Genomic DNA, 19,292 nt, shown 5'->3' with positions numbered 1-19,292 from the left:
TGCGGGTACTGCCGGTGCGGACGGGGCCGGTGGCAGCGGGGTCACCGTGAGGGTTCCGGCGGTGCGTGGGCCGAGGCCCTGGTCAGCTTGCGGCTCCCGTGGACCAGGAGGGCCAGGGCCGCCGCGCCGCAGGCCAGGGTGGGGACCGTGCCGGCGCCCCAGGTGGTGACGAGGGCTTCGACGGGGACGGCCAGGAAGCCGCAACCGGGCAGGCGGGAGGTGAAGACCGCGGCGAGGGCGGCCGCTTGGAGCGTCGCCGTGGCGGTGAGGACCACGGCCGGGGCGTAGGCGAAACCGTGGGTGGTCAGGAGGCGGGCCAGGAAGAGGAGGGCGCCCAGGGTGAGGGTCTCGGCGTAAGGGGCGGGCTCGTCGAGGACCGCGGCGCAGAGGATGAGCAGGGCCGCCAGGGCACCCAGGAAGAGGGCGAAGGTGCCGAGCAGGAGCGGTCGTACGGCGGCGGCGAAGTCCTCCAGGCCGCGGCTGGCCGCGAGTTTGCGGCGGGCACGCGCGGCGAAGAGGTGGGCGGTCCAGGCGGCGGGCGCGCAGGCCAGGGCGAGAGCCAGGACGGGGACGGCGGTCAGGGGCCAGGGGCCGTCGGCCGTGCCGGTGGGCAGGTGGTCAGGGCCTCCGGCGACGGCACTGTCGAGCAGGCCGTCGCCCAGGAGGGCGTAGACGACGAGCCAGGTGGTCCAGGTCGTGGCTCTGCCGGGGACTGTGCGGTCGGGTCTGCTCAGGGGGCCTCGGCGCAGTGCCGCGCGGAGGGCCAGGGCCACGGCGACGGTGCCGGCTGCAGCAGCGATCAGGCGCGACTGGCCGTGGGTGAGGTGCACGGCGGCCACGGCGGCGGCGCACAGCGTGCCCGGCAGGAGCGTCAGCAGGGCCCAGTCGGCGCGTACCCGCGGAGCGGCGGGCGTGGCGGGCGGGGGTGCGTCCCCGTCCCGGGAGGCTCGCGCGTACATCTCCTCCGCGAGGGAGAAGACGTCCCGGTGGCGGAAGCGGGCGGCGGTCCGGTCGGTGATGCCGTGCGCCTCCAGGCCTGCCGCGATCTCGAGGGGGTCCACCGCGCGTTGGCAGAGCTCCCGGTGACGGTGCATCAGCGCCTTCACGGGGTCTGCGGCACCGCGGCGCGGGGCGGCGGGGCTCTCCGGGCGGTCCAGTTCACCCAAGCCGCTCATCGGGCTCCCTCCGGGGCGGGGACGGGTGTGGTGGCGCGTACGGGTCTGGCCGTCGCCCAGCCGGGGCCGCGGACGGCGAGGCTGGGTGACGGGGCGGCCCAGCGGATCGGGACGTGGGCCTCGGCGGGTACCGCGAAGGGCAGCGGCGCCCCCGCTTCGTCGAGGACCACACGGCGGATCGGCGCGCGCGAGACGATCTCCAGGTAAATGCCGTGAAATGCCTCGATGTTCTGCTCGACCGTGAACAGTTCGAGGGCACGGGCGCGGGCGGCGGCACCCAGGCGCGCGCGGCGCGCGGGGTCCCGCAGCAGCGCCACGCACGCCTCCGCGAGCGCCCGCGGATTGCGTGGCGGTACGACGAGCCCGGTGCCGCCGATGACCTCCACGACCGCGCCGACGTCCGTCGACACGGTCACGCGTCCGCAGAGCATGGCCTCGACGAGGCTGATCGGGAAGCCTTCGACGACGCTGGAGAGCACGGTCACGGCGCCCGAGGCGTAGGCGTCGGCGAGGGCCGGGAGGTCGGGCCCGCCGGTCTCCTCGAAGGACACCGGGTTGTCGCCGGCGGAATGCGGGCCGTCGGCTTCGTCGGGGAAGAGTTGGGCGGCCAGGGTCCGGCAGTGGCCGAGGTAGGCCGTGCCCTCGGCGCCGGCGGGCGCTCCGACGATGCGCAGGCGGGTCTTCGGCTGACGCTTGCGGATCTCCGCGAAGGCGTGCAGCAGGGAGACCAGGTCCTTGGCGGGCTCGACGCGTCCGACCCAGACGAGCGTGTCCGGGTCGGCGCCCTCGGGGGACTCGCCGACCTCGGCGAAGGGCCGGGCGTCCATGCCGGGGTAGACCGTGCGCAGCTTCTCGCGGTCGGCGCCGCAGCGCTCCTGCCAGCGGCGGGCGTGCGCGTTGCCGGCGGTGACGATCTCGGCCCGTGCGTAGGCCTCGGCCGCGAGCCTGCCGTGGAAGGCCGCCAGCAGGGACCGTACGGCGGGCGGGGCGTCCGGGGCGCTGAGGTAGTGCGTGCGCAGGCGTACGCCGTACTCGGTGACCAGCAGGGGGACGCCGGTGAAGTGGCGGGCGAGCAGGCCCGGCAGGGCGGCCGGGCCGCCGGACGCGGCGTGGCAGAGGTCGACCGCGCCCAGTCCGTCGTCCTCGTACCAGTCGAGCGAGAGGGGGCGCAGGGCGCGTTCCAGGTGCGCGGCCACGGCGAGCAGATCCGGTACGCGGGCCTCGCGCGCCGAGCGGTGGGCGCCGGGCGCACGACAGGCGCGTTCCAGTGTGCGTACGGCGGTCTCGGAGCGGAGGGCTCCCGCCAGGCCGCCCGTCTCACGCGCGAGTTCGGCGAGCCCGTACAGAGCGTTGGCGAAACGGTCCGCCTCGGGGCTCGTCACCCCCGCGGAAATCCCCTGGGCGGCGGCCGAAGCACCCTCGGAAGCACCCGACGCACCCCCGGCAGACCCCTGGGCGACGCCCGGCACGCCCCCGGACGCCCCGCTCATCACGGCCGCCAGTTCGGCGAAGCACTCGGTGAACCGCCGACGTGCGCGGCGGCCCAGGACCACCTCGTCGTCCTCGGTCGTCCACGTCGGCGCGGTGCGCACCCTGCGGACGTTCGGCGGAAGCGGGAGCCAGCCCTCGTCCTCCTGGTGCCGGCTGCGGCTGAGCGCGTAGACGTCGAACTCGTGCTGTCCGAGCCCGCGCACCAGCCGGTCGCACCAGAGCCTGGCGTCACCGCTCACGTACGGATAGCCACCCTCCGTAAGCAGTCCGATGCGCACGAGTGCACCCCCGATCTCCCGTATCAGGAGCCGCCGTTGCCCGGCGGCTCGCAGCGGGACGAACGTATGCGGACAAGGCGGTGGGGGGGGGGGGGGGGGGGGGGGGGGGGGGGCCCCCCCCCCCCACCAAAAGGGGTGAACGGTCGTAACTTTCCCGTGCGGATCGCGTTTCGTCGCGCTAGGAGATCAACCGGACAGGGAGGAGGCAACTGGGCCGCCCGGCCCGCCCCTGTGACGCCTGTCAGCTACCGGGATACGGCCAGGGGTTGGCGCGGCAGCGGATGCCGTCGTGGTCGAGGAACTTGGTCTGCTGCTGCATGACCGGGGCGAGGCCGCCGTCCTTGTCGCAGGTGACGTGGCCGTAGCCGAGGCGGTGGCCGACCTCGTGGTTGATCAGCATCTGCCGGTAGGCGTGGATCTCGTCGCCGTACGTCTCCGAGCCCTGCGCCCACCGGTAGGCGTTGATCATCACGCGCTCGGTGGCGGCCGAGTCGCAGGAGACGTTGTCCACGGTGGTGTCCAGACCGGACTTGGCGCACCAGTCGGCGGTCGTGCCGGGGCTGGCGAGCGTGATCACGAAGTCGGGCTTGCCGGAGTAGATCCGCTCGAAGGTACGCGCGCCGCTGTGGGCCCAGCTGCGCTGGTCGTTGAGCGTCTTCTGCACGGCCTCGGCGAACAGTTCGGCGTCGAGCCCGAGCCCCTGCTCCACGTCCACGCGATAGGTGAACTTCTGCCCCGTCCCCGGCGCCGCGGCGATGCCGGGCACGGCGTCGAACTTCCCCGAGCCCTTGAGCTCGACGCCGAGCGGGTACGTCCTGCCCATCTTCTCGTCGTACGTCAGCGACTTGGCGCCGGGGGCCGGTACGGGCGCCCGCCCGTCCGCGCGGGACGGGGAGTCCCGGAGGTCGCGGGCCTGGTCGGTGGCGGACTGCGACTGCACGCCGGAGCCGCCGGAGTCGTCGGTGACCTGACCAGCGACGATCACGGCCAGCACGGTGGTGACGGCGGCGGCCGCGATGCCGGTGAAGGCACGGCCCTTGCCGCCCTTGACCGGGGCGGGCGTGCCCGTGGGCGCCATGTCGTCGTCATCGCCGGCGTCGTCGTCGGAGCGGATGCCGGCCGGGGCGCCGACATTCCAGTCCGACACGGAGGCGTAGGCGTCCGCCGCGTGTGCGGAGGCGGGCGTACGGGGTGCGAAGACGTCGTCCTCCTCGTCGAAGGCGTTGAGATACTCCTGCCGCGGCCCGGGCCCGGGGGCCCGTCGCTGCCGCGGTATGGGAGCGCCACCACTGCCCCTCAACTCACCCCAGCCACCCCCGGCTTCGCGCTGCTCGGGGTGGTCTCCCCGGGCTTGGGGGAAGCCGTGTGCGGGAGTGCCGTCGGAAACCCGGGGCACTCCGCGTGCGGGGGTCCCGTCAGGAAGCCCCGGAACGCCGTGCGCCGGAGTCCCGTCCGGAAGCCGCGGAACACCCCGTGCCGGCGTGCCGTCAGGAAAGCGCGGCAGCCCGCGCGCCGGCGTGCCGTCGGGCAGGCGCGGAGCGCCGTGCACGGGCGTGCCGTCCGGCAGCCAGCCGTCCGGAAGCCGCGGCATCCCGTGCGCAGGCGTCCCGTGCGCAGGCCCAGGCGAAGCCGTTCCGTGCGCTGACGACGGATACGAAGGCGTTCCGTGCGCAGGCGTCCCGTCCACCGTCGCGGACCGAGGCCCCGGTGTCCGGCGCGGTCCCGCGCCCGGCGGCGGCCAGCCGCCCTGCGACGCGGCCCGGGGCGGAGCCGTCCGGCCTCCCCGGCTCATGTCCGCTGCCTGGCCCGGCTCCTGTCCCGGCCCGGCCCGGCCGTCCGGTACGTCGGTTGTGTCCGCGGTGTCGCCCTTGGCGACCGGCCCACGGCGGCTGTGGCGTCCCACGTCGCGCCTCAGCCCCCCATGCTCTCGTCGGTGCCCACTTCGTCGACGGCCTCGTCCGCGCGAGCCCGCTTCGCTCGTCGTTCTCCCAACTCCCCGGCGTCTTCGAGGAGTTCACGAAACGCCATGGCCACCGTCTCCGGGTACTCCATCATGGCCACGTGTCCCGCGTCCGGCAACGTCACCAGCCGCGAGTCGCGAAACGCCCGGGCCGCCTTCTGTGCCATCCGGAAGCCTACGAGTTGGTCACGACCACCGTAGACGAGGAGGGTCGGTGCGAGAACGCGTTCGGCCTGGCGCCACAGTCCGTGCTGGCCACCCAGCGTGTACGCGTTGACGATCCCGCGGGCGGAACGCGCCATGGCGTCCCAGAAGTACGGCAGCCGAAGCCGCCGCTCCATCTCGTGAACGGCGTTGCTGAATCCTTCCGGCGTCACCCGTCCAGGATCCCCGTAACACAGTGCCATCACGCCGCGGACGCGCTGCTCCACCGTCCACTCCCGGGTCAGCCGGGTGAAGAGCGGGGCGACCCCGGGCACCGCCAGCAGCGCTGTGGGCACGGCGGTGCGCTGCACGCGGATTTCGGGCAGGGCAGGTGACACGAGCGTGAGCGTACGGACCAGATCGGGCCGTACCGCGGCGACACGGGTGGTGATGGCGCCACCGAGCGAGTTCCCGAACAGGTGCACGGGACCGCGCCCCGTGGAGTCGAGGTAGCGGATGACCGCGCGCGCGTGCCCCATGACCGAGTAGTCGCCGTCGTCCGGCGGCGGGGAGTCGCCGAAGCCCGGCAGGTCGAGGGCCTCGTTGTGGACGGTGTCGTCCAGCAGCGGCATCAGCGCCGACCAGTTCTGCGAGGAACCCCCGAGTCCGTGCACGTACAGCGCCGGCGCCAGCCCCTTGCGCGCCGGGCGCCTCGACCGCACCGCCAGCGTGAACCCGGGCAGCTCGACCGAGCTGAGCCGCTCGCCCTCGGCGACCCTGACGGCCGCCACCTTCGGCAGCACATTGGCGGGCGGCACGAACGGCAGCTCGGTCGAAGACATGCGGCAATGTTACGAGACGATCACGTAGTGACTCATGTGTTCGCCGTCACAAGAATCGGCCGTGCGGGAGGGGCACATGAGGTGAACACGGGGAAGGCGCGGGGAAGGAAAGGCACCCCGAGGACAGGGAGGCACCTGGGAAGGACAGGGCACAGCAGAAGCAGTCAACGGGATGCGCACTGCGTCACGTCCCGGACGCGGATCGCATAGCGTCCGGATCGGGTGTCTCCTAGGCTCGTAGGGAGGGCACCCGCGTGTGGCCCCTGCATTCCCAGGGACGTTCGTAGGAAGGGAGCCCAGCATGGCCGTAGACCCGACCGACCCGGAGACGTTCGAGGCCGAGGAGGAGCCTCAGGCGCCGGAGTACGACGTCGAGGCGCCCGAGGTCGACGCGGCCGAGCAGCACAAGGACGTCGCGCCGAACCGCGACGACCCGCTGACCGGTGTCGACCCGGACCGCGCCAATGAGGCCGACCTGGTAGAGCAGGCCCGGATCGTCTCTCTCGACGAGGACGACTACCGGTGACGCATGCCGCCGGGTGGCGACGAGGAGCAGCACCGAGCAGGAAAGGAGCTGCATTTTGCCCGCTCTGACCCTGTTTGAAACGTTCTCAAGCGCTTTCGTAACCGTCCGGTCCGTGAAATTCTGCGCTCTCACCGCGCACACCACGGTTACCGAAAAGTACGATGGCGACGCGGCCAGATCCGCAGTTGGACGACTTTGGGAGGCGGCGTGACAGCCATCGAGCAGACAGAGGCGGTACGCCCGCGGGGCACACGCCTGCCACGCCGTGCCCGACGGAACCAGCTCCTGGGCGCCGCCCAGGAGGTCTTCGTGGCCCAGGGCTACCACGCGGCCGCGATGGACGACATCGCGGAGCGCGCCGGCGTCAGCAAGCCGGTGCTCTACCAGCACTTCCCGGGCAAGCTCGACCTCTACCTCGCGCTGCTGGACCAGCACTGCGAGTCGCTCATCCAGGCCGTACGGAACGCGCTGGCGTCGACCACCGACAACAAGCAGCGCGTCCGGGCGACCATGGACGCCTACTTCGCGTACGTCGAGGACGACGGCGGTGCCTTCCGCCTGGTCTTCGAGTCGGACCTGACGAACGAGCCCGCCGTGCGCGAGCGCGTCGACAAGGTCACCAACGAGTGCGCGGAGGCGATCTGCGACGTCATCGCCGAGGACACGGGCCTGTCGCGCGCGGAGTCGATGCTGCTCGCCTCGGGCCTGGGCGGCCTCGCCCAGGTGGTGGCCCGGTCCTGGCTGCACAGCGACCGCAGTGTGCCGCGCGACCAGGCCGTACAGCTGCTCGCCTCGCTGGCGTGGCGCGGCATCGCGGGCTTCCCGCTGCACGGAACCGACCAGCAGCACCACTGACGGCCGCTTTGTTCCCGCCCGCTGTTCGCTCGTGGCGTTCTCGGGCGGAGCATGCCGGTCCCCTCACCGGGCTAATGTGTGCTGCGTACGGCGCGGAAGGTCGCGCACATCACTGACCGTCGGAGGGACATAGCCGTGGAGGTCAAGATCGGCGTGCAGCACGCGCCCCGCGAGATCGTTCTGGAGAGCGGTCAGAGTGCCGAGGAGGTCGAGCGGGCGGTGTCCGAGGCGCTGGCCGGGAAGTCGGCGCTGCTGACCCTCGTGGACGAGCACGGCCGCAAGGTCCTGGTCCCGGCCGACCGTCTCGCGTACGTCGAGCTCGGTGAGCCGGCCCCGCGCAAGGTGGGCTTCGGCGCTCTGTAGGCGCAGGTGCGGACGGGGCGGGACGGCTGACGGCCGTCCCGCCCCGTTCGCGTTCCCCCCTCCGTGCGGCAACCCGTGCGATACCCGCCCCGTATCCGTACGGACACCCCGTGCGGCACACGGGTTCCTCCACGGATGGAGCACAGTTCACCCACAGAAGTAGGTTGGATTCCGCAGGTCAGGGGTAAGACGGGCTACGACCGATTTAGGCAGCCGGCCATGTGGGAGGGACCCCGACATGCTCCTGGAAGCGCTGAGCTCCGCGATTCTCGGCCTGGCTCTGTCATGGGCGGCCACGCATCGCCTGGCGCACCGGCTCCCAGCCCGCCCCCTGGTCCTGTCGACCGGCGTCGCGGGCGCTCTCTTCGGGGCCTTCGTCATGCACAGCGCGCTGGACGCCGGGCACCTGCTGGTGGTGCTGCTCGGCGCGGTGATCGTCTCGGTCGCCTCGCTGTCGCTGCTGCTACGCCCCGCGGGCCGCCTGCGCCGACGATCGGCGACGGCGTAGCCGGAGCCGGAGCCGGAGCCGTCAGCCGCGCGGAACCCCGCGCGCCCGGCCGACCCCGGCCGCAGCAGCGACGCGGCCGCAACCACGCGACGCGGAGCGCTACGCCGCCAGCCCCAGTGCGGCCATCCGCTTCGTGTGCGCCTCGGTGATGCGGGAGAACATCTTGCCGACCTCGGCGAGGTCGAAGCCGTCCGCGACCCCGCCCACCAGCATGGTCGACAGCGCGTCCCGGTCGGCGACCACCCGCTGGGACTGCGACAGGGCCTCGCCCATCAGCCGCCGCGCCCACAGCGCGAGCCGCCCGCCCACGCGCGGGTCCGCGTCGATCGCGGCACGCACCTTCTCCACGGCGAAGCCGCCGTGCCCGGTGTCGTCGAGCACGGCCAGCACCAGACCGCGGGAGTCGGAGTCCAGCCGGGCCGCGACCTCCCGGTAGAAGTCACTGGCGATGGAGTCGCCGACGTAGGCCTTGACGAGGCCCTCCAGCCAGTCCGAGGGGGCCGTCTGCTTGTGGAACCCGTCGTAGGCGGCGACGAACGGCTCCATCGCCCGCGTCGGCTCCTCCCCGATCTCGGCGAGCCGGTCGCGCAGCCTCTCGAAGTGGTGGAACTCGGCCGACGCCATCTTCGCCAGCTCCGCCTTGTCCTCCAGCGTCGGCGCCAGCTTGGCGTCCTCCGCGAGCCGCTCGAACGCCGCCAACTCCCCGTACGCGAGCGCACCGAGCAGGTCCACGACCGCGGCGCGGTACTGAGGGTCGGCGGAGGCCGTCGCCCAGTCCCGGGCGGCGACTCCGGTGTGTTCGGCCGGGGTGGCGGTGGTGTCCGAGGCGTTCTCAGGCTTGTCAGAGCTCGTCATGAAGCGCACAATAGCCCGCCCGCCGGGAGGCGTAAGGCCCTGGTCAATCAGTGTGACGACGACTACGTGACCAAATCGGCCGTCGCGAGTGCGGGATTCCGGGGTATGGTGGTAATGCGCCTGCTGGTACGTCGACGTACCTCGACAGGCCGCACGTATGAGGATGCCCGGTCGGTGGCCCGATCGGCTCCGACCCGACAGACCTCCCGTCCATACGGCAGATTGCGTACGGATGCCGGAGGGACACCCTCAGCGGCATGAGCGCTAGAGCGTCGGCGCGGTCCCGTGCTCTACGGCCCGCCCGTAGGCAGCCGACGTCCCCGGCACGGTCCGACAAGACCCCCGCGCTCGCCTCGCGCCGCCCACACAGAAGAGGCAGCACCCTGACTACGACGTTCCGAGAGCTCGGAATCCTCCCCGAGACAGCCGAGGCCCTGGAGGCCGTCGGCATCACCACCGCCTTCCCCATCCAGGAGATGACGCTCCCCGTGGCCCTCTCGGGCGCGGACGTCATCGGCCAGGCCAAGACCGGCACCGGCAAGACGCTGGGCTTCGGCCTCCCGCTCCTCGAGCGCGTCACCGTCCCCGCCGACGTCGAGGCCGGACGCGCCAAGCCCGAAGACCTCACCGACGCCCCGCAGGCGCTCGTCGTCGTCCCCACGCGCGAGCTGTGCACGCAGGTCACCAACGACCTGCTGACCGCGGGCAAGGTGCGCAACGTGCGCGTCCTCGCGATCTACGGCGGCCGGGCCTACGAGCCGCAGGTCGAGGCCCTGAAGAAGGGCGTCGACGTGGTCGTCGGCACCCCGGGCCGGCTGCTCGACCTCGCCGGGCAGAAGAAGCTCAACCTGAAGCACGTCCGGTGCCTCGTCCTCGACGAGGCCGACGAGATGCTCGACCTGGGCTTCCTGCCCGACGTCGAGAAGATCATCAACATGCTGCCGGTGCGCCGCCAGACCATGCTGTTCTCGGCGACCATGCCGGGCGCGGTCATCGGACTGGCCCGCCGCTACATGTCGCAGCCCACGCACATCAGCGCCACGTCGCCGGACGACGCGGGCAAGACGGTCGCGAACACCAAGCAGTACATCTACCGCGCGCACAACATGGACAAGCCGGAGATGGTCGCGCGGATACTGCAGGCCGACGGCCGGGGACTGGTCATGGTCTTCTGCCGTACGAAGCGCACGGCGGCGGATCTCGCCGACCAGCTCAAGCAGCGCGGCTTCGCGTCCGGCGCGGTCCACGGCGACCTCGGCCAGGGCGCCCGCGAGCAGGCCCTGCGGGCCTTCCGCAACGGCAAGGTGGACGTCCTCGTCTGCACCGACGTCGCCGCCCGCGGCATCGACGTCGAAGGCGTGACGCACGTCATCAACTACCAGTCGCCGGAAGACGAGAAGACGTACCTGCACCGCATCGGCCGTACGGGCCGCGCGGGCGCCAAGGGCATCGCGATCACGCTCGTCGACTGGGACGACATCCCGCGCTGGCAGCTCATCAACAAGGCGCTGGACCTCGGCTTCAACGACCCGCCGGAGACGTACTCCACGTCCCCGCACCTCTACGCCGACCTCGGCATCCCCGAGGGCACGAAGGGCGTCCTGCCGCGCTCGGAGCGCAAGCGCGCCGGGCTGGACGCGGAGGAGCTGGAGGACCTGGGCGAGACGGGCGGCCGGGGGCCGCGCGGACGCGGTGGCCACGGTCGCGGCGGCCGGGACGAGTCCCCGGCGGCCGACCGCGAGCGTTCGGCCCGTACGCCGCGACGCCGCCGCCGTATGCGCGGCGGATCGCCGCTGGACGGCACGCCGGAGTCCGCCGGCACCGCCGCTGTGGACACCACGGCCACGGGCGGCTCCGCCGAGGCGGAGGCCGTCACGGCTCCTCGCACCCCGCGCCGCCGTCGCCGCACCCGCGGCGGCACCCCGGCGGCCGAGTCGGCGCCGGTCACGTCGGTCGAATCCGCCGCGTCCGCACCGGCGGAGAACGCCGTGGCGACCGCGGAGGGCACGAGCACGGAGGCGGCGAAGCCGCGCCGGCGCCGTACGCGCAGGTCCGAGACGGCGGCGGCGGAAGCCGCGGTGACGCCTTCGGCTGCTGCGGACACCCCGGCGCAGGCGGACGCGGATGCCGCGTCGGTCGTGGCCGCCCCGGTGACGGAACAGCCCGAGGCTCCTGCGGCCGCGCCGCGCCGCCGCACCCGCAAGAGCACGGCTGCCTCCGCGGCCGAGCAGGCGGTCGACACGGCCGAGGGAACCATCGAGCCCGCACCGGAGCCGACGGAGACCAAGCCTCGCCGCACCCGCAAGGCCGCAGCCGCGGCGGAGGACGCCGTCGACACGGCCGAGACCGCCGAGGCCAAGCCTCGCCGCACGCGCAAGACGACCGCCGCCGCGGATGCCGAGACGGCCGACGTCAAGCCCCGCCGCACGCGCAAGGCAGCTGCCGCCGCGCAGGACGCCGTCGACACGGCCGAGACCGCCGAGGCCAAGCCCCGCCGCACGCGCAAGGCGACGGTGGCGACCGAGGACACCGCCGGCGAGGCACAGGCCACCGAGCCCAAGCCCCGCCGCACGCGGAAGACCGCCGCAGCGGCCGAGACCGCCGTCGACACGGCCGAAGGCACGGAAGCCAAGCCGCGCCGCCGCACCCGCAAGGCCGTCGAGACCGCCGACATCCCGGTGCAGGCCGGGCAGGAGCCGGAGGCCGCCGAGGTCAAGCCGCGGCGTACGCGCAAGGCCACGGCCAAGGCCGAGGCGAGCGTCGACACGGCCGAGGCGACCGAGGCGAAGCCGCGCCGTACGCGGAAGACGGCAGCGGCCACCACTGCTGCGGATGCCGAGACCGCCGAGGCCAAGCCCCGCCGGACGCGGAAGACCGCCGCAGCGGCCGAAGGCGCCGTCGACACGGCCGAAGGCACGGAAGCCAAGCCGCGCCGCCGCACCCGCAAGGCCGTCGAAACCGCCGACATCCCGGCGCAGGCCGGGCAGGAGCCGGAGGCCGCCAAGCCGCGTCGCACGCGGAAGTCGGCAGCGGCCACCACGGCCTCCACCGAGGTCGCGGACGACGCGGCCGAGGCGAAGCCGAAGGCCCGCCGCACCCGCAAGGCCACGGCCGCCGCGGAGCCCACGGAGGGCTGACACTCCCTCGATGGCCCGGCCCCACCGCGTGTGGGGCCGGGCCATCGGCATTCCCGGGCGCGGCCCGCCCGCGTCTCCACCGGCCGCCACCCACCGGCGCACCCGCCATCAGCCCGCCACCCCACCCCCAGCCGCTACCCTCACCCCGTGACCAGGCAAGCCACGTTCACCCCGCCCCCGGGCGCCCGCGCATACCCCCTGCGCACCCCCCGCGGCGAGTTCGCCGTCGTCGACTCGTCGCCGAAGGCGGGGTCGGAGTCGGGGTCGGAGCCCAAGGGCGTCGCCCTGATGCTGCCCGGATTCACCGGCAGCAAGGAGGACTTCAGGCTGCTCCACGAGCCGCTCGCGGAGCGCGGCTACCGGGTCGTCGCCGTGGACGGGCGGGGGCAGCACGAGTCGCACGGCCCCGTGGACGACGAAACCGCCTACGCCCAGCGGGAACTGGCCCGGGACGTGCTCGCGCAGGCCGAGGCGCTCGGCGGGCCCGTGCACCTCGTCGGGCACTCGCTCGGCGGGCAGATCGCGCGGGCGGCCGTGCTGCTGGACCACTCCCCCTTCCTCTCACTCACTCTCGTCTCGTCCGGCCCGGCGCAGATCTCCGTCTCCCAGCAGCAGCGCGTGAAGCTGCTGCGGGACGCGCTCACCGTGCTGTCGATGGAGGAGGTGTGGGAGGCCATCCAGGCGATGGGTCCGCCGGAGGAGGTCGGCGGGCCGGCGCGCGGCCCCGGCGATCCGGAGCAGTTGCGCCGTCGCTGGCTGGGCCACAGCCCCGCCCAACTCCTCGCGACCGGCCGCCAGTTGTGCACCGAGCCGGACCGTGTCGACGAACTCGCCGCCGTGCCACTGCCGTTCCACGTCCTGTCGGGCGCGCACGACGACACCTGGCCGGTGGCGATCCTCGACGACATGGCCGTACGGCTGAACGCACACCGCACGGTCGTCGCGGGCGCCGAGCACTCCCCGGGCGCCGACCAGCCCCTGCCGACCGCCCAGGCCCTCGCCGACTTCTGGGACAGGGTCCGCCAGGACAACACCCACACGGCCTAGTACTGCGTCTGGAGGTGCTCCCAGAAGCCGTCCCGCAGTGCGCGCCGTAGCTCCGCCTGGCCGCGCAGCGAGTACTGCAACAGGCCCTCCGCCTCCACGAGCAGGTCCTGGTCCACCGAGCCGGGCAGGTAGGGGTGGCCGGGCAGCAGCTCGACCAGCGTGTCCCGGCCGCGGGCCGCCAGCCACTTCGCCGCGATCTGCGCGCCCACGAACCGCACGTCGTCACGGGTGGGCCGGCCCGCGGTGGCCTCGTAGGCGGGTGCCGCGCGGCGGGAGACGTAGGGCTTGAAGAAGTCGAGGTCGAAGGTGCGCTGGCTGTCGACCTCCCACAGGAGGGGCTCCGCCTGGTTGCGCCCCTCCGGCGCCTCGATGCCCCAGAGGTGGACGCGGGCGCCGTACCCCTGGGCCGCCTCCACCGCCGACACCAGGTCCTCGTCGCCGCCGAGCAGGGCCGCGTCGCTGATGGCGCGGTGCCGGGCGAGGGACTCCAGGTCGGTGCGGATGAGCGAGTCGACGCCCTTCTGCTGGTTGCTGGAGTTCAGGTTGCCCAGCCGCACCTTGACGTCCGGCAGTTCCGCGATGCTCTGCTGCTCCGCCGTGTGGATGCGGCGACGGGCGCCGTCGTACCAGTAGACCCGCAGCAGCCGGCTGTCCGCGAAGATCGTGCGGGCCGTGTCGATGAGCGCGTCGATCAGGCCCTCGGCGTCGAGGTCGAAGGCCCGGCGGTCCTCCGTACCGGCGACGAGCCGTCCCGCGGCCGCGTACAGGTACCCGGCATCGACGAAGATCGCATGGGTCGAGGGTGTCTTCGCCACCTCGGCGAGCATGCGCTGGAGCAGCTCGTTGGTGCGGTCGATGCGGGCGCTCAGGGCCGCGAGGTCGTCGTTCATCACCTCCATTGTCCCGGCGGTCACGCTGCGAACACAACTGGTCCCGGTCGGTCCCGTAACAACAGCCTTACGGCTCAGTAATTAGCCGGTCGAAAAATTTCTTTAGCGTAGGGAATGTTTCAACCGCCCCGTGCTGTTGACCCATACGGAACACCGGGCACCGCTGCCTCGTGGGCCGACCACCGAGTAGTTCTCCTCAGGAGGATGACCAGACGAAGGGAGAAGCCCTTGCGCTTCGAAATCATGCACCTCGACGATGTCGACGGCACGCCCGTGGACACGACCGTCGTGGACGCCGCCTCCGTCAACCGCATCGTTCAGCAGGCCGCCGCCACAGGGCAGCGCCTCTGGATCCGCCCGGCCGGGACCACGGCCTCATAACGCGCGACGCTCTCCCACACTTGCAAGCCCCCGCACGGCATCGGCCGTGCGGGGGCTTTGCTGTTGCGGACCTCCGTGGTGGCGGGCGTACTGGCTGAGGGGGACGGCGAGAGCGAGAACAGGACGGTGGACGGCATGACCGTGACGGGCCGGTCGAACGAGGAACTGCACGAGCGGGCCACGGCCGAGGCAGCGCGGCGGTACGAGGAATCCGCCGCGGAGCGTGAGCGGGTCGAGGGCCGGATCGCGGCCGGTGTGCGGTTCCCGGACAACCCGGACGCGCTCGCCGTGCGCGCCGACCGGATCCTCGACCGGGGCGGTCTGTCGCCCTCGGCGGTGGTGGCGGACATCCGCGGCGAGGCCATGGACCTGCCCCAGGCCAACGAACGCATCATCGACCTGTCGAACGAGCTCCAGGCCTGGAGCTTCCTGCCACGCGGGGTCAGGGCCGGAGCCACGGTCGCCCGGATCACCCTGCGCCGCGACGGCCGCGAGCTTCCGCACGGCACCGGCTTCCTGGTCTCGCCGCGGCTGCTGATGACCAACCACCACGTGCTGCCCGACGAGGGCTTCGCCCGCCAGTGCTTCGCGGAGTTCAACGCGCAGGTCACGGTCGACAACGTCCCCGACACCGCCGTCCGCATGGAGCTCGACCCGGGGAGCTTCTTCGCCGCGGACCGGCGGCTGGACTTCGCCCTCGTGGCGGTCACGCCCGCCCTGGACGGCCGTACGCCGGGCGAGGTCTTCGGCTGGAACCGGCTCAGCGTGCAGCTCGGGAAGCTGGTGCTCGGCGAGAGGGTGAACATCATCGGTCACCCGGACGGGCGCCTCAAGGAGATCGTCCTGCGGGACAACGCGGTGCTGGTACGGCTCGACGACTTCATCCAGTACCGGACCGACACCCGCCCCGGAAACTCGGGCTCCCCCGTCTTCAACGACCAGTGGGAGGTCGTGGCCCTGCACCACAGCGGCGTACCGAACAAGGACGACCAGGGCCGCGTCCTGCGGAAGGACGGCAGGCCCTGGACCCCGGGCGACGGCGACGACGCGATCGACTGGGTCGCCAACGAGGGCGTCCGCATCAGCTCGATCCTGAAGCACCTGGCCCGGCTGGACCTCGACCCCGGGCGCCGCGCGCTGCTGGCCGAGATGGGTCCGGACTCCGGCCTGGACCAGAGCACGGCCGCCCTCGCACCCCGGCCGGACACCAGCACCCCGGGCCTGCCCGGCGTCACGACCCCGGCGGTCCAGGACGTCCCCGTGACGGCGGCCATGCCCGGGAGCGAGGCCCGGACGACCCCGACTCAGGGCCCCAAGAAGGGACGCCCGGCCCGCGGCACCGCCTTCGGCGGCCGTCGGCACCTGGTCTTCCTGCACGGCAGGGACCAGCAGAGCAAGGAGCCCGACGACCTCCGCCGGCAATGGACGTCGGGCCTGAACCGCGGCCTCACGCTCGCCGCACTGCCCACGGTCGACCCGGAGGACGTGTGGTTCCCGTTCTACGGCACGCGACTGGCCGGTCTCGTGACCGGGCGGGAGAGCACAGCCCCGCCTGTCGGACTCGACGAGGTGAGCGCCGCCGCTGCCGCCGAGGTCTTCGCCGCCGAGTCACCCACCGGCTCCTACGAGCAGCTGCTCTACGAGGCGGCCGCCCGGGCCGGCATGCCCCAGAACGGGCCGGCGGCCACGGAGGGCTTCGGGTCGGGCCTGGTCGGCGCACTGCACCGGCCGCTGAGCTGGCTCGCCGCCCGTTCCGACCTGGACGAGTGGACCATCGCCACGTTCCTACGGGACGTCGACCTGTACCTCGGAGACGGCTCCGTGCGTCAGGCGGTGCTGGACAGCGTCCTGGAGACGATGCCCACCACGGGCGAACTGGTCCTGGTCACGCACAGCCTGGGCACGGTCGTCGGCATGGACCTGCTGACCCGGCTCCCGGACGGCCTCGACCCCGTCCTGCTGGTCACCGCGGGCAGCCCGCTCGGGCTGGACGGCGTCAACGAGCGGCTCCTTGCCCGCGGCCCGCACCGGCCTCCGAAGGTCCGCGACTGGGTCAACGTCTGGTGCCCCACCGACGCGGTGGCCGTCGGCTGCCCCCTGGAGAACGAGCGGTGGGGCAAGCTCACACAGCTGGCCGTCCAGAACGGCCGGGACCGCGCGCACAAGATCGAGGAGTACCTCGCCCACGAGAAACCGGCCAGGGAGATCGGCACGGTCCTCACCCGCACGGCGTGACCCGGCGGCGTGACCCGGCGGCCCCTCAGCTCCCCTGGATCACCTTCGTGACCCCGTTGATGATCTGCTGTACGGCGATCGCGGACAGCATCATGCCCGCGAGCCGCGTCACCAGGACCACACCGCCGTCCTTGATGATCCGGATGATCACCAGCGAGTAGCGCATGACCAGCCACAGCACGACGTGGATGGCGAGGATCGCCGTCCACACGGAGACCTGCGTGGCGACGCTGTGGGCCTTCTGCACGGCGAGGATGACCGACACGATCGCCCCCGGCCCCGCCAGCAGCGGCATGCCCAGGGGCACGAGAGCGACGTTGACGTCCTTGGTCTGCTTGGGCTCGTCCGTCTTGCCGGTCAGCAGGTCAAGCGCGATCAGCAGGAGCAGCAGCCCACCCGCGATCATCAGCGCGGGCACGGACACGTGCAGGTAGTTCAGGATCTGATGCCCGAGCAGCCCGAACACGGTGATCACACCACCGGCGACGCAGACGGCCTGAAAGGCCATCCGCTTCTGCACCTTGCCGGACCGTCCGGCGGTGAGCGCGAGGAAGATCGGGGTGATCCCGGGGGGATCCATGATGACGAAGAGGGTCAGGAACAGGGAGCCGAAAACGGCGAGGTCGAACATGAGCGTGATGGCCTTGCGGGGTGAGTGAAAGAACGCGGCGGACAGGGCAGCGACGTATCGCTACCGCAACCGCTGTGGGCAGGCGTTCCCCTGGGGGTCCCCCCAGGCCCTTAAGGCACTGGGGGAGGAACGGGTGGGCACAGCCGACAACGCCGGGTGCCTGACAACGGACCTACAGGACAGAGACCTCAGACCCCGCCAGCCCCGGGCACCGGAAACGCCCCGAAGGCCCGCCGCGTGATCTCCCCGTACACCTCGGGATCCGTCGTGTACTCCCCGAGCACACACGTCTTCCGGCTGCCGTGATAGTCACTGGACCCGGTCACCAGGAGCCCCAGCTCCTTCGCCAGCCCCCGCAGCCGCGCACGCGTGTCCGTGTCGTGGTCCATGTGGTCGACCTCGACGCCGTCCAGCCCGGCCGCGGCCATCTCGGCGATCGCGGCCTCCGGAACCGTACGCCCCCGTTTGCTCGCCCCGGGGTGCGCGAACACCGCGACCCCGCCCGCGCCCTTGATCAGCCGGATGGCCTCGAAGGGGTCGGTCTCGTGCTTCTCCACATAGGCCCGGCCGCCGTCGGCCAGCCAGTCCTGGGTGAAGGCGTCGCTGACGGTCGGCACGACGCCCAGCTCGACGAGCGCGGTCGCCACGTGCGGACGCCCGACGGACCCGTCACCGGCGATCCGCGCCACCTGCTCCCAGGTCACGGGCACGCCCAGCTCCTGAAGCTTGGCGATCATGCCCTGCGCCCGGGGCACGCGGTCGTCCCGGACCAGCTCGCGCTCGGCGAGCAGTGTCGGCTCCTCGGCGTCGAAGAGGTAGGCCAGCATGTGCATGCTGATGCCGTCGAGCCGGCAGGAGAGCTCGGCCCCCGTGACCAGCGTGAGCCCCTCGGGCAACGCGGTGATCGCCTCGGCGTGGCCGCGGGTGGTGTCGTGATCGGTCAGCGCGACGACGTCCAGTCCGGTCGCGGCGGCCTTCCGCACCAGCTCGGCGGGAGCGTCCGTACCGTCGGAAGCGGTGGAGTGGGTGTGCAGATCGATACGCACGACGCGGACTCCAGACACTGACGGGACGAGTAGGGCTGCTCCAGGATAACCACACTTTCGGCAACCCCTGTCACACCCGAACCCCCCAAGCGCCCCCTACAACCAACGCCCTGAGGGGGCGCGGGAAACTGCGCGACAAGCCTCAGACCCCCCGCAGCCGCCCGCACACCCGAAGCCCCGCCACGCCCCCGGGGCGCTAAGGCTGAAGCAATCGCGGCGACAGAGCCCCGCACGGCACCAGCTCCACCTCCGCCCCGGCCTCCCGCAGATCCGCCAGCACCAACTCGTCGTACATCAGCAAGCCCGACTGCTCCGGCCACACGACCGCCCACAGCCACATCCCGAGCGCCTCACCGGCGAAAACCGCGCGATCGTCCGGCGCACCGGACACATGCCACAGCGGCGTCGGACGCCCGGCGGCGAGAACCTTCGCCTGCGCCGGCTTCCCGACGTCGATGTACGGCCCCGGGTCCGGACCCTCCATGCCCGCGTACCGCGCACCGAGTCCGACGCCGAGTTCCTCCGCCACCAGGATCAGCTCGCCCACCCCGCCGAGCGGCCCGGGCCCCGTGCAGGCCACGGCCGTGGCACGGCCACCCGTGCGGTCGTCCCCCGCGCAGGCGACGCCCGTGAACAGCCAGCCGACCGGGAGCGGCCAGGGCATCCACACCGGCACCTGGGTGCGGTGCACCACGACGTTGAGGGCGTCGACGCTGGGCGGTATCACGGGCTGCACCGGATGGACGGTGCCGTGCACATCGCACTGCCACGAGTCGGAGAAGAGGCCGGGAGCCCTGACCCGGCCACCGCACTTCGGGCAACTGGGTTCGCCCCTCATAGGGCCCCACGGTCCTACCCGCGCCCCGCCGCGTCAAGGACGATCACCCAACCGGACGGAACCCTTCACTCCCGCACTAGCTGTAGCTTG

General features: G+C 72.6%; 17 protein-coding genes. 8 read left to right on the top strand and 9 right to left on the bottom strand.

Features of this window, described 5'->3' with window-relative positions:
• Positions 1-41: 41 nt before the first annotated feature.
• From ACZ3I3_RS12735 to ACZ3I3_RS12720, 4 genes are all read right to left on the bottom strand, one after another.
• Positions 42-1,175, bottom strand: a complete 1,134-nt coding sequence (locus tag ACZ3I3_RS12735; RefSeq protein WP_467364473.1) for a hypothetical protein — start codon at positions 1,173-1,175, stop codon at positions 42-44.
• Positions 1,172-2,944 (bottom strand): DUF3492 domain-containing protein, encoded by a 1,773-nt coding sequence (locus ACZ3I3_RS12730; RefSeq protein ID WP_467364472.1) that lies wholly within the window; start codon positions 2,942-2,944, stop codon positions 1,172-1,174. Before ACZ3I3_RS12730 ends, ACZ3I3_RS12735 begins: the two co-directional genes overlap by 4 nt.
• A gap of 241 nt (positions 2,945-3,185) precedes the next feature.
• On the bottom strand, positions 3,186-4,847 hold the full coding sequence (locus ACZ3I3_RS12725; protein WP_467364471.1) for a DUF3152 domain-containing protein: 1,662 nt from the start codon (positions 4,845-4,847) through the stop codon (positions 3,186-3,188).
• A gap of 8 nt (positions 4,848-4,855) precedes the next feature.
• A complete protein-coding gene (locus ACZ3I3_RS12720) occupies positions 4,856-5,890 on the bottom strand; it encodes an alpha/beta fold hydrolase (RefSeq protein ID WP_467364470.1) in 1,035 nt (344 codons plus the stop codon).
• A gap of 301 nt (positions 5,891-6,191) precedes the next feature.
• Between ACZ3I3_RS12720 and ACZ3I3_RS12715 the strand changes: the two genes are divergently transcribed.
• The 4 genes from ACZ3I3_RS12715 (at position 6,192) to ACZ3I3_RS12700 (ending at position 8,142) form a co-directional block, all read left to right on the top strand.
• Complete coding sequence (locus tag ACZ3I3_RS12715; protein ID WP_467364469.1) at positions 6,192-6,416, top strand: hypothetical protein; 225 nt, start codon at positions 6,192-6,194, stop codon at positions 6,414-6,416.
• Positions 6,417-6,623: 207 nt separating this feature from the next.
• Positions 6,624-7,271 carry a TetR/AcrR family transcriptional regulator gene (locus ACZ3I3_RS12710; protein WP_020269805.1) on the top strand — a complete coding sequence of 216 codons (648 nt, stop codon included), beginning with the start codon at positions 6,624-6,626 and terminating at the stop codon, positions 7,269-7,271.
• Positions 7,272-7,406: 135 nt separating this feature from the next.
• Complete coding sequence (locus tag ACZ3I3_RS12705) at positions 7,407-7,634, top strand: DUF3107 domain-containing protein (protein WP_086604288.1); 228 nt, start codon at positions 7,407-7,409, stop codon at positions 7,632-7,634.
• A gap of 238 nt (positions 7,635-7,872) precedes the next feature.
• Positions 7,873-8,142: a hypothetical protein gene (locus ACZ3I3_RS12700; RefSeq protein ID WP_356928425.1), complete on the top strand. Its 270-nt coding sequence runs from the start codon at positions 7,873-7,875 to the stop codon at positions 8,140-8,142.
• Positions 8,143-8,241: 99 nt separating this feature from the next.
• On the opposite strand, the gene ACZ3I3_RS12695 is transcribed toward ACZ3I3_RS12700, so the two are convergent.
• Entirely contained in the window at positions 8,242-8,997 is a 756-nt protein-coding gene (locus ACZ3I3_RS12695) for a ferritin-like fold-containing protein (protein WP_208641468.1), read from the bottom strand.
• Between the two features lie 476 nt (positions 8,998-9,473).
• Between ACZ3I3_RS12695 and ACZ3I3_RS12690 the strand changes: the two genes are divergently transcribed.
• Both ACZ3I3_RS12690 and ACZ3I3_RS12685 read left to right on the top strand, forming a co-directional pair.
• Positions 9,474-12,134, top strand: a complete 2,661-nt coding sequence (locus ACZ3I3_RS12690; RefSeq protein ID WP_467364552.1) for a DEAD/DEAH box helicase — start codon at positions 9,474-9,476, stop codon at positions 12,132-12,134.
• 147 nt (positions 12,135-12,281) lie between these two features.
• On the top strand, positions 12,282-13,181 hold the full coding sequence (locus ACZ3I3_RS12685; protein WP_467364468.1) for an alpha/beta fold hydrolase: 900 nt from the start codon (positions 12,282-12,284) through the stop codon (positions 13,179-13,181).
• On the opposite strand, the gene ACZ3I3_RS12680 is transcribed toward ACZ3I3_RS12685, so the two are convergent.
• Positions 13,178-14,071: an NYN domain-containing protein gene (locus ACZ3I3_RS12680; RefSeq protein ID WP_399406929.1), complete on the bottom strand. Its 894-nt coding sequence runs from the start codon at positions 14,069-14,071 to the stop codon at positions 13,178-13,180. The two genes, ACZ3I3_RS12685 and ACZ3I3_RS12680, sit on opposite strands and share 4 nt — an antisense overlap.
• Before the next feature lie 204 nt (positions 14,072-14,275).
• Between ACZ3I3_RS12680 and ACZ3I3_RS12675 the strand changes: the two genes are divergently transcribed.
• Together ACZ3I3_RS12675 and ACZ3I3_RS12670 are read left to right on the top strand one after the other, a co-directional pair.
• Positions 14,276-14,452 carry a hypothetical protein gene (locus ACZ3I3_RS12675; protein ID WP_167337993.1) on the top strand — a complete coding sequence of 59 codons (177 nt, stop codon included), beginning with the start codon at positions 14,276-14,278 and terminating at the stop codon, positions 14,450-14,452.
• A 135-nt stretch (positions 14,453-14,587) separates the two neighbouring features.
• Positions 14,588-16,687: a trypsin-like serine peptidase gene (locus tag ACZ3I3_RS12670; protein ID WP_467364467.1), complete on the top strand. Its 2,100-nt coding sequence runs from the start codon at positions 14,588-14,590 to the stop codon at positions 16,685-16,687.
• Positions 16,688-16,712: 25 nt separating this feature from the next.
• Here ACZ3I3_RS12670 and ACZ3I3_RS12665 read toward each other — a convergent pair whose 3' ends face one another.
• The 3 genes from ACZ3I3_RS12665 to ACZ3I3_RS12655 all read right to left on the bottom strand — a co-directional run bounded on the left by ACZ3I3_RS12665 (position 16,713) and on the right by ACZ3I3_RS12655 (position 19,202).
• Entirely contained in the window at positions 16,713-17,318 is a 606-nt protein-coding gene (locus tag ACZ3I3_RS12665) for a MarC family protein (RefSeq protein WP_467364466.1), read from the bottom strand.
• 188 nt (positions 17,319-17,506) lie between these two features.
• Positions 17,507-18,364, bottom strand: coding sequence for a PHP domain-containing protein (locus tag ACZ3I3_RS12660; protein WP_467364465.1), 858 nt, complete (start codon positions 18,362-18,364; stop codon positions 17,507-17,509).
• A 196-nt stretch (positions 18,365-18,560) separates the two neighbouring features.
• Positions 18,561-19,202 (bottom strand): DUF6758 family protein, encoded by a 642-nt coding sequence (locus ACZ3I3_RS12655; protein ID WP_467364464.1) that lies wholly within the window; start codon positions 19,200-19,202, stop codon positions 18,561-18,563.
• Positions 19,203-19,292 lie beyond the last annotated feature (90 nt).

The organism is Streptomyces sp. NPDC016851 (assembly GCF_055562795.1).
The sequence above is the reverse complement of the archived record's forward strand: the minus strand, read 5'-3'. Positions and strand labels throughout refer to the sequence as shown.

What these genes read in the sequence shown, in the direction of transcription:
- ACZ3I3_RS12735 (WP_467364473.1), bottom strand. Translation starts at nt 1,175, where the DNA reads ATGAGCGGCTTGGGTGAACTGGACCGCCCGGAGAGCCCCGCCGCCCCG.
- ACZ3I3_RS12720 (WP_467364470.1), bottom strand. Translation starts at nt 5,890, where the DNA reads ATGTCTTCGACCGAGCTGCCGTTCGTGCCGCCCGCCAATGTGCTGCCG.
- ACZ3I3_RS12715 (WP_467364469.1), top strand. Translation starts at nt 6,192, where the DNA reads ATGGCCGTAGACCCGACCGACCCGGAGACGTTCGAGGCCGAGGAGGAG.
- ACZ3I3_RS12700 (WP_356928425.1), top strand. Translation starts at nt 7,873, where the DNA reads ATGCTCCTGGAAGCGCTGAGCTCCGCGATTCTCGGCCTGGCTCTGTCA.
- ACZ3I3_RS12695 (WP_208641468.1), bottom strand. Translation starts at nt 8,997, where the DNA reads ATGACGAGCTCTGACAAGCCTGAGAACGCCTCGGACACCACCGCCACC.
- ACZ3I3_RS12690 (WP_467364552.1), top strand. Translation starts at nt 9,474, where the DNA reads ATGACGCTCCCCGTGGCCCTCTCGGGCGCGGACGTCATCGGCCAGGCC.
- ACZ3I3_RS12680 (WP_399406929.1), bottom strand. Translation starts at nt 14,071, where the DNA reads ATGAACGACGACCTCGCGGCCCTGAGCGCCCGCATCGACCGCACCAAC.
- ACZ3I3_RS12675 (WP_167337993.1), top strand. Translation starts at nt 14,276, where the DNA reads ATGACCAGACGAAGGGAGAAGCCCTTGCGCTTCGAAATCATGCACCTC.
- ACZ3I3_RS12670 (WP_467364467.1), top strand. Translation starts at nt 14,588, where the DNA reads ATGACCGTGACGGGCCGGTCGAACGAGGAACTGCACGAGCGGGCCACG.
- ACZ3I3_RS12665 (WP_467364466.1), bottom strand. Translation starts at nt 17,318, where the DNA reads ATGTTCGACCTCGCCGTTTTCGGCTCCCTGTTCCTGACCCTCTTCGTC.
- ACZ3I3_RS12655 (WP_467364464.1), bottom strand. Translation starts at nt 19,202, where the DNA reads ATGAGGGGCGAACCCAGTTGCCCGAAGTGCGGTGGCCGGGTCAGGGCT.